Source organism: Streptomyces alkaliterrae (assembly GCF_007097205.2).
Classification (GTDB): domain Bacteria; phylum Actinomycetota; class Actinomycetes; order Streptomycetales; family Streptomycetaceae; genus Streptomyces; species Streptomyces alkaliterrae.
In genome coordinates this window covers 1-8705 of sequence record NZ_VJYK02000236.1, presented here as the reverse complement: position 1 = coordinate 8705, position 8705 = coordinate 1, and the positions used below count along the sequence as shown (strand labels likewise).

Genomic DNA, 8705 nt, shown 5'->3' with positions numbered 1-8705 from the left:
GTGCCATGGGCCCATTCTCAGGCACCCGCCGCACCGGCCGCAGCGGCGAGGCCGCAGGTCAGCGAGGTGCGCGGGTGCCTGAGAATGGGCCCATGGCACAACGCGGAACACTGCGGATCTACCTCGGGGCGGCACCCGGGGTGGGCAAGACCCACGCCATGCTCTCCGAGGGGCACCGCCGGGCGGAACGCGGCACGGACGTGGTCGTCGGCTACGTCGAGACCTACTCCCGCCCCCGTACCGAGGCGCAGCTGCACGGCCTGGAGGTCGTGCCGCGCCGCGCCGCCGGAGGCCCGGGGGCCGGGGAGATGGACACCGCCGCCGTGCTGAGCCGGGCCCCGTCGGTCGCCCTCGTCGACGAGCTCGCCCACCACAACGCCCCCGGCGCGCCCAACGACAAGCGCTGGCAGGACGTCGAGCAGCTGCTGGACGCCGGCATCGACGTCGTCTCCACCCTCAACATCCAGCATCTGGAGTCGTTGGGCGACGTCGTGGAGTCGGTGATCGGCATCCGCGAACGCGAGACCGTGCCGGACGAGGTGGTCCGCCGCGCCGAGCAGGTCGAACTGGTCGACATGACCCCGCAGGCCCTGCGCCGCCGGCTCGCCCACGGCAACATCCACAGCCCCGACCGCCTCGACGCGGCCCTCTCCGACTACTACCGGCCCGGCAACCTCACCGCGCTCCGCGAACTGGCCCTGCTGTGGACGGCCGACCGCGCCGACGAGTACCTGCAGCAGTACCGCACCGAGCACTCCATCCGCCGCACCTGGCGGGCCCGCGAACGCATAGTCATCGGCCTCACCGGCGGCCCCGAGGGCCGCACGCTCATCCGCCGCGCCGCGCGGCTCGCCGCCAAGGCATCCGGCGGCGAACTGCTGGCGGTCTGCGTCGCCCGCGCGGACGGCCTCACCGTCACCTCGCCCGGCGAACTCGAGGTGCAGCGCAGCCTCGTCGAACAGCTCGGCGGCACCTTCCACCAGGTGGTCGGCGACGACGTGCCGCAGGCGCTGCTGGACTTCGCCCGCGGCGTCAACGCCACCCAGATCGTGCTCGGCTCCAGCCGCCGCCGGCCCTGGCAGTACGTGTTCGGCCCGGGCGTCGGCGCCACGGTGGCCGGCGAGTCAGGGCCCGACCTCGACGTGCACATCGTCACCCACGAGGAGGCCGCCAAGGGCCGCGGGCTGCCGCTGGTGGGCGGCCGGGGGCTGCGCCGCGGCAGACTCGTCGGCGGCTGGCTGACGGCGCTGGCCGCCCCCCTGCTGCTGACCACCCTGCTGATCGGCCTGGACCCCGCGGTCGGGCTGACCAACACCGTGCTGCTCTTCCTGGCCGTGTCGGTGGCCGCCGGCTTCACCGGCGGCGTGCTGCCGGCGCTGACCTCCGCCGCGCTGTGCTCGGTGCTGCTGCACTACTACTTCACCGAGCCCGTCCGCACCTGGCGGATCGACGACCTCCAGGACGTCGTCACCCTGATCAGCTTCTTCGCCGCCTCCGCCGCCGTCGGCCTGGTCGTCGACCTGGCGCTGCGGCGGGCCCGGCAGGCGGCCAGGCTGCGCGCCGAGTCGCAGGTCCTGGCCATGCTCGCCGGCGGCGTGCTGCGCGGTGACGACTCGCTGGAGGCACTGCTGGAGCGGGTGCGGGAGACCTTCGGCATGGAGGCCGCCGCGCTGCTGGAGAGGCGGGCCGACCACGGGCCGTGGAGCTGCGTTGCCGGCGTCGGACTGCCGCGCCACGGCCGCCCGCTGGCGAGCCCGGAGGACGGCGAGACGGACATGCCGGTCGGCGACCACATGATGCTCGTCCTCTGCGGCCGACTGCTGCCGGCGGCCGACCGCCGGGTGCTGGCCGCGTTCGCCGCCCAGGCCGTCGGAGTACTCGACCGCCAGCGGCTGCGGCACGAGGCCGGCGAGGCCCGCCGGCTCGCCGAGGGCAACCGCATCCGCACCGCCCTCCTGGCCGCCGTCAGCCACGACCTCCGCACCCCGCTGGCGGCCATCAAGGCCGCCGTCACCTCGCTGCGCTCCACCGACGTCGCCTGGTCCCCGGAGGACGAGGCCGAGCTCCTGGAGGCCATCGAGGACGGCGCCGACCGGCTCGACCACCTGGTCGGCAACCTGCTGGACATGTCCCGCCTGCAGACCGGCACCGTCACCCCGCTGATCCGGCGAACCAACCTGGACGAGGTGGTGCCCAGGGCGCTCGGCGGCGTGCCGGAGGACAGCGTCTGCCTGGAGATCCCCGAATCCCTCGCGCTGGTCGCCGTCGACCCGGGCCTGCTGGAACGCTCGGTGGCCAACATCGTGGAGAACGCCGTCAAGTACAGCCCGCCCGGCGAGCGGGTCAAGGTGTCCGCGAGCCGGCTGCGCGACCGGGTCGAGCTGCGGGTCACCGACCGCGGCCCCGGGGTGCCCGACAGCCACAAGGAACGCATCTTCGAGCCCTTCCAGCGGCACGGTGACGCGCCGCGCGGCGCCGGCGTCGGGCTGGGCCTCGCCGTCGCCAGGGGCTTCGCCGAGGCCATGGGCGGCAGCCTGGAGGCGGAGGACACCCCGGGCGGCGGCATGACGATGGTGCTCACCCTGCCCGTCGCCGACCCGGCCCGCGCCCGTACCACCACCGAACCGCCCGCGAAGGTGTCGCTGTGACGCCCTCGGCGGGCAACCGCCCCACCCGTGTCAGAGAGGTGAGCCCGAACATGACGTCCAGGCACCGAGTGCTCGTGGTCGACGACGAGCCGCAGATCGTCCGGGCACTGGCCATCAACCTGCGGGCCAGGGAGTACGACGTGGACACCGCCGGGGACGGCGCCACCGCGCTCAAGCTCGCCGCCGACCGCCGCCCCGACGTGATCATCCTGGACCTCGGCCTCCCGGACATGGACGGCGTCGAGGTGATCAGGCGGGCCCGCGACTGGACCAGGGTGCCCATCCTGGTGCTCTCCGCCCGCCAGACATCCGACGAGAAGGTCAAGGCGCTCGACGCGGGCGCCGACGACTACGTCACCAAGCCGTTCGGCATGGACGAGCTGCTGGCCCGCCTCAGGGCGGCCGTCCGCCGCGCCGAACCCGCCCCGGACACCAGCGAGCCGGTGCTGGTGGAGACCGAACGGCTGAGCATCGACCTCGGTGCGAAGAAGGTCCGCAGGGACGGCGCCGACGTGCGTCTCACCCCCACGGAGTGGCACCTGCTGGAGGTGCTGGTGCGGGCCGGCGGCCGACTGGTCAGCCAGAAGCAGCTGCTGAAGGAGGTCTGGGGGCCCGCCTACCAGACCGAGACCAACTACCTGCGGGTCTACATGGCCCAGCTCCGCCGCAAACTGGAGGCCGACCCCTCGCACCCGAGGCACTTCATCACCGAACCCGGCATGGGTTACCGCTTCGAACGCTGATCCGGCACACGGTGCCGCGGTGCCGCCCCGAGCCGCGGCGTGCCCCTCCTCACGTCCGCCGCGGTGGTCGGGTTCCGCGGACCCCCGGGTAACCTGGCCGATATGGGTAGTCTCAGCGGAGCCGAGAAACGGACGGGGCGGATACGCCGTCTGATGGACCGGTTCCAGCCAGTGGAAGAGCGACCGGAACTCCGCTCCGACCTGGGCAGGGCCGAAGCCGTCAGCGGGTGCACCCCCATCTGCGACTGCGCCGACCGGCAGGTCGTCAAGGTGACCGGGACGCTGCGTACGGTTACACTCCGGGCCCGGGCCGGCGTGCCCGCGCTGGAGGCGGAGCTGTTCGACGGCTCCGCGTCGCTGCACCTGGTGTGGCTGGGCCGCAGGTCCATCGCGGGTATCACACCGGGCCGCGCCATGATCGCCTCGGGTCGGATCGCCATGAACCACGGCCGGCCCGTACTGTTCAACCCCAAGTACGAGCTGCGACCCCTGGGACAGGAGTAGCGGGTGACCCCTCTCGACAAGCCCACAGCGGACGAGGCGCCGGCCGCCGACACCGAGGTGACCAAGGCGGCCTTCCTGGAGGCGTTCGGCGGCGTGCGCGGGATGGTCGAGACGACCGTGCCCGGGCTCGTCTTCGTGCTGAGCTACACCGTGAACCGCGACATCCACGTCTCGGCCATCGCCGCGCTCTGCCTCTCCGCCCTGATGGCCCTGCTCCGGCTGGCCCGCAGGGACACCCTCAAGCACGCCTTCAGCGGCGTGTTCGGCGTCGCCATCGGCGCCGTCTTCGCGATGATGTCCGGCGACGCCAAGAACTTCTACCTGCCGGGCATGCTCTACACCCTCGGCCTCGCGGTGACGTACCTGGTCAGCTCGGCCGCCGGCTGGCCGCTGCTCGGGCTCATCCTGGGCCCGCTGTTCCGGGAGAACCTCTCCTGGCGCACCCGCAACCCCGGCCGCAAGGCCGCCTATACCAAGGCCAGCTATGCCTGGGGCCTGGTGCTGCTCGCCAAGTCGGCGATCACCTTCCCGATCTACTTCTGGGGCGACGCCACCCAGCTCGGCTGGCTGCGCGTCGCACTCGGTATCCCGCCGTTCCTGCTCTGCGTCTACCTGACCTGGATCTTCCTGGCCAAGGCGCCCGCACCGATCGACGTCATCGCCGAGATGGAGGCCGAGGAGGAGCGGGAACGCGCCGCCGAGGCCGCTGCCAAGGCCGCCGAGGCCCGCCAGGCCGCCGGCGAGGGCTGACCCCGCCGCCCACCACGCGGACGCGCGGCGCCGACCCGGTTGATCCGGGTCGGCGCCGCGCTCGTGTTGTCATGCGGCCGGGAGGCTACTGGCGGACCGACAGCAGCGTCTCCAGCTCCTCCTCGCGCTCCGGCGCGGCGACGAACAGCAGCTCGTCGCCGGACTGGAGCACGTCGTCGGGCTGCGGGGCGATCACCTTGTTGCCCCGGATGATCGTCACCAGTGCGGTGTCCCTGGGCCAGGCCACGTCGCCGCAGCGGGCGCCGGACAGCGGGGCCTCCGGCGGGAGCGTCAGCTCCACCAGGTTCGCCTCGCCCTGGCTGAAACGCATCAGCCGGACCAGGTCGCCGACGCTCACCGCCTCCTCCACCAGCGCCGACATCAGCCGCGGCGTGGAGACGGCGACGTCCACCCCCCACGCCTCGTTGAACAGCCACTCGTTGCGCGGGTCGTTCACCCGGGCGACCACCCGGGGCACGCCGTACTCGGTCTTGGCGAGCAGCGACACCACCAGGTTCACCTTGTCGTCGCCGGTCGCGGCGATCACCACGTTGCAGCGCTGCATGCCCGCCTCGTCGAGAGAGGCGATCTCACAGGCGTCGGCCAGCAGCCACTCCGCCTGCGGCACGCCCTCGACCGATATGGCCTTGGGCGCCTTGTCGATCAGCAGTACCTCGTGCCCGTTCTCCAGCAGCTCGCCCGCGATCGAGCGGCCGACCGCGCCGGCCCCCGCGATGGTCACCCTCATGCCGCACCGCCTTCCGGCCGACGCGGGCCCCGGTCGAACACGGCCTCCACCTTGCCGACCTCGTCACTGCGCATCATCACGTGCACGAGATCACCTTCCTGTAGGACCGTCGCGGCGTTCGGCAGCAGTGCCTCGCCCATTCGGGTGATGAAGGCGATGCGGGCGCCGGCCTCCTCCTGCAGTCGCCCGGCCACCTCGCCGACCCACGCGGGGGAGAGGTACACCTCGGCGAGCTGTACGGCGCCCGTCGGATCGCGCCACAGCGGTTCCGCGCCGGACGGCAGCAGCCGCCGCAGCATCTGGCCGGCCGTCCAGCGGACGGTCGCCACCGTAGGGATGCCGAGCCGCTGGTAAACCTCCGCGCGCCGCGGGTCGTAGATGCGGGCGGCCACGTTCTCCACGCCGAACATCTCCCGCGCCACCCGGGCCGAGATGATGTTCGAGTTGTCCCCGCTGCTGACGGCCGCGAACGCGCTGGCCTCCTCGATCCCGGCCTCGCGCAGCACCTGCTGGTCGAAGCCCAGGCCGGTCACGCGCCGGCCCCGGAACCCGCTGCCGAGCCGCCGGAAAGCCGCCGGGTCCTGGTCGATGACCGCGACGCTGTGCCCCTGGCCCTCCAGCGTGTGGGCCAGGGCGGCGCCGACCCGGCCGCACCCCATGATGACGATGTGCATGAGGCCGCTACCTCGCACCTTCCTGCTGCCTGACTGAACACGGCTGACTCGGCGGGTCCGTTCCGTCCCCCGGGCGGCCGCGAGTCAGACCGTGACAGTAACGCTACTCGCCCACGGCCCGCCCGGCGGCCCCGCGCTCGCCGTGCGGAACGCCGTGTTCAGTTTCGGGCTCGGCGGCCGCGCGCCGCCAGGCGGCCTCCCGCAGCAGTCGCAACCCGTTCAGCCCCACCAGGACGGTGGACCCCTCGTGGCCGAGCACACCCAGCGGCAGCGGCAGGTGCCACAGCAGGTCCCAGGCGACCAGGACGACGATGAACGTCCCCGCGATCACGAGGTTCTGCACGACCAGCCGCCGGGCCGCCCGGGAGAGCGCCACCACCGTGGGCACGGCCGCCAGCTCGTCCCGGACCACGACCGCGTCCGCCGTCTCCAGCGCCAGGTCCGAACCGACCCTGCCCATCGCCACGCCGGTGTCGGCGGCGGCCAGCGCCGGCGCGTCGTTCACCCCGTCGCCGACCAGCAGGACCCGCTTCCCGGCCTGCTCCCACTCGTGCACCGCCGCGACCTTGTCCTGCGGCAGCAGCCCGGCGCGGACGTCGCCGATCCCGACCTCGTCCGCGAGCACCGCGGCCGACCGCGGGTTGTCCCCGGTCAGCAGGGTGGGTGGGGCGCCGGTCAGCGCGGTGAGGCCGCGTACCGCGCGGGCGGCGTCGACGCGGGCCCGGTCGGCGACCCCGAGCACGCCGACCGCGGTGCCGCCGACGGCCACCAGGACCGCCGTCCGCCCCCGCGCCTCCACCTCGGCCACCAGCCGCCGGACGCTCTCGCCGTGCTCGGCGCCGCGCCCGGCCTCCCCCGGCAGCCGGGGCGGCGCGCCGACCGTGACCTCCCGCCCCTCGACCGTCGCCCGCACGCCGACGCCAGGCCGGGCCAGGAAGTCAGCCGCCTCCGGCAGGTCCAGGCCCCGCTCGGCGGCCGCCGCGACGATCGCCCGGCCCACCGGGTGCTCGCTGGGACGTTCGGCCGCCGCGGCGAGAGTCAGCAGCGCGGCCTCGTCCAGATCGGTGCCCGGCACCGGCCGCAGGTCCGTCAGCCGCGGGCTGCCCTCGGTGAGCGTGCCGGTCTTGTCGAGCGCGACCGTGTCGATCTGCCCCAGGCGTTCCATCACCACGGCGGACTTCACCAGTACACCGTGCCGTCCCGCGTTGGCGATGGCGGACAGCAGCGGCGGCATCGTCGCCAGCACCACGGCGCACGGCGACGCGACGATCATGAAGGTCATCGCCCGCAGCAGGGCGTCGGAGAACTCCGCGCCCAGCGCGACTGGCACGCCGAACACGGCGAGGGTGGCGATGACCATGCCGACCGAGTACCGCTGCTCGACGCGCTCGACGAACAGCTGGGTCGGCGCCTTCGTCTCGGACGCCTCGGCCACCATGGCGACGATCCGCGCCACCACGAAGTCCGCCGGATCGCGCTCGACCCGCACCCGCAGCGTGCCGTTGCCGTTCAGGGTGCCGGCGAAGACGTCGTCGCCGACAGCCTTGGCGGCCGGCAGCGGCTCGCCGGTGATGGTGGCCTGGTCGACGTCGCTGGCCCCGGCGACGACCCGGCCGTCCGCGCCCACCCGCTCGCCGGGACGGACGAGGATCACCTCGCCCACCGCGAGTTCGTCGGTGCGCACGACCTCCTCGCCGCCGTCCCCGGTCAGCCGGGTCGCGGTGCCGGGCGCGAGGTCGAGCAGCCCGCGCACGGAGTCCTCGGTGCGGGCGGTCGCCAGGGCCTCCAGCGCCCCCGAGGTGGCGAAGATGACGATGAGCAGGGCGCCGTCCATCACCTCCCCGACGGCCAGCGCGCCGATCGCCGCGACGACCATCAACAGATCGACGTCCAGCGTGCGTTCGCGCAGCGCGCACAGCCCCGACCAGGCCGGCTCCCAGCCGCCTGCGAGGTACACCACCGCGTACAGCGGCGCCCACGACCAGACGGGCGCTCCGAGCAGTTGGAGCGGCAGGGCGACCAGGAACGCCAGCGCGGCCGCGGCGGCCCAGCGCACCTCGCCCAGCGCGAACAGCCGGGTGCGCCGCGGCGCCGGCCCCGGCCTCGGACCCGGCACGGCCGGCCGCGCCGGGGCGGACAACGTGGACGACAAGGCCGAGGGCATGGCAGACAGACCCCTTCCGTCTCGGTGAGCTTGTTGCGGCAGCACATTACAGGAACAAATGAACATGCATTCATGTGTTCTCGCTAGGATGGCACCATGGGCCACGGAGTCGACGACCGCAACACCACCACCCCCCGCGAACGACTCGAGGCGGTCGGCACCGACGACGTCGCCGCCACCCTCCAGGCCCTCGCCACCCCCTCCCGGCTGCGCATCCTCGCCAGGCTCCAGGAAGGCCCCTGTGCCGTCGGCGAACTCGCCGAGGCCGCCGGCATGGAGCAGTCGGCCTGCTCCCACCAACTGCGCCTACTGCGCAACCTCGGCCTCGTCACCGGCGAACGACGCGGACGCTCGATCGTCTACGCCCTCTACGACCATCACGTCGCCGAACTCCTCGACCAGGCCCTCTACCACGTCGAACACCTCCGCCTGGGCCTCAGTGACGCCCCGCTCGCCGCCACCCCCGACACCGAC

8 protein-coding genes are annotated in these 8705 nt (G+C 73.5%); 5 read left to right on the top strand and 3 right to left on the bottom strand.

The window, feature by feature from the left end:
* The first annotated feature begins 92 nt into the window (after positions 1-92).
* The 4 genes from FNX44_RS19710 (at position 93) to FNX44_RS19695 (ending at position 4645) form a co-directional block, all read left to right on the top strand.
* Positions 93-2648, top strand: coding sequence for an ATP-binding protein (locus FNX44_RS19710; RefSeq protein ID WP_143649719.1), 2556 nt, complete (start codon positions 93-95; stop codon positions 2646-2648).
* Positions 2649-2698: 50 nt separating this feature from the next.
* A complete protein-coding gene (locus FNX44_RS19705) occupies positions 2699-3391 on the top strand; it encodes a response regulator (RefSeq protein WP_143649718.1) in 693 nt (230 codons plus the stop codon).
* Between the two features lie 102 nt (positions 3392-3493).
* The gene (locus FNX44_RS19700) at positions 3494-3895 is read left to right on the top strand and encodes an OB-fold nucleic acid binding domain-containing protein (RefSeq protein ID WP_143649716.1); all 402 of its coding nucleotides are present in this window, start codon (positions 3494-3496) and stop codon (positions 3893-3895) included.
* 3 nt (positions 3896-3898) lie between these two features.
* The gene (locus FNX44_RS19695) at positions 3899-4645 is read left to right on the top strand and encodes a DUF3159 domain-containing protein (RefSeq protein WP_143649714.1); all 747 of its coding nucleotides are present in this window, start codon (positions 3899-3901) and stop codon (positions 4643-4645) included.
* Positions 4646-4730: 85 nt separating this feature from the next.
* Here FNX44_RS19695 and FNX44_RS19690 read toward each other — a convergent pair whose 3' ends face one another.
* The 3 genes from FNX44_RS19690 to FNX44_RS19680 form a co-directional block, all read right to left on the bottom strand.
* Positions 4731-5393 (bottom strand): potassium channel family protein, encoded by a 663-nt coding sequence (locus tag FNX44_RS19690; RefSeq protein WP_143649712.1) that lies wholly within the window; start codon positions 5391-5393, stop codon positions 4731-4733.
* Positions 5390-6067: a potassium channel family protein gene (locus tag FNX44_RS19685; protein WP_143649710.1), complete on the bottom strand. Its 678-nt coding sequence runs from the start codon at positions 6065-6067 to the stop codon at positions 5390-5392. The genes FNX44_RS19690 and FNX44_RS19685 overlap by 4 nt, the downstream gene beginning before the upstream one ends.
* Before the next feature lie 103 nt (positions 6068-6170).
* Positions 6171-8231 (bottom strand): heavy metal translocating P-type ATPase, encoded by a 2061-nt coding sequence (locus FNX44_RS19680; RefSeq protein WP_143649708.1) that lies wholly within the window; start codon positions 8229-8231, stop codon positions 6171-6173.
* Between the two features lie 96 nt (positions 8232-8327).
* Here FNX44_RS19680 and FNX44_RS19675 point away from each other — a divergent pair.
* Positions 8328-8705 (top strand): ArsR/SmtB family transcription factor (locus FNX44_RS19675; protein ID WP_143649706.1); only part of this gene is annotated, 378 nt, incomplete at its 3' end.

Excerpts from the sequence above, each read along its gene's own strand:
- FNX44_RS19710 (WP_143649719.1), top strand. The coding sequence starts at position 93 with ATGGCACAACGCGGAACACTGCGGATCTACCTCGGGGCGGCACCCGGG.
- FNX44_RS19705 (WP_143649718.1), top strand. The coding sequence starts at position 2,699 with ATGACGTCCAGGCACCGAGTGCTCGTGGTCGACGACGAGCCGCAGATC.
- FNX44_RS19700 (WP_143649716.1), top strand. The coding sequence starts at position 3,494 with ATGGGTAGTCTCAGCGGAGCCGAGAAACGGACGGGGCGGATACGCCGT.
- FNX44_RS19690 (WP_143649712.1), bottom strand. The coding sequence starts at position 5,393 with ATGAGGGTGACCATCGCGGGGGCCGGCGCGGTCGGCCGCTCGATCGCG.
- FNX44_RS19685 (WP_143649710.1), bottom strand. The coding sequence starts at position 6,067 with ATGCACATCGTCATCATGGGGTGCGGCCGGGTCGGCGCCGCCCTGGCC.
- FNX44_RS19680 (WP_143649708.1), bottom strand. The coding sequence starts at position 8,231 with ATGCCCTCGGCCTTGTCGTCCACGTTGTCCGCCCCGGCGCGGCCGGCC.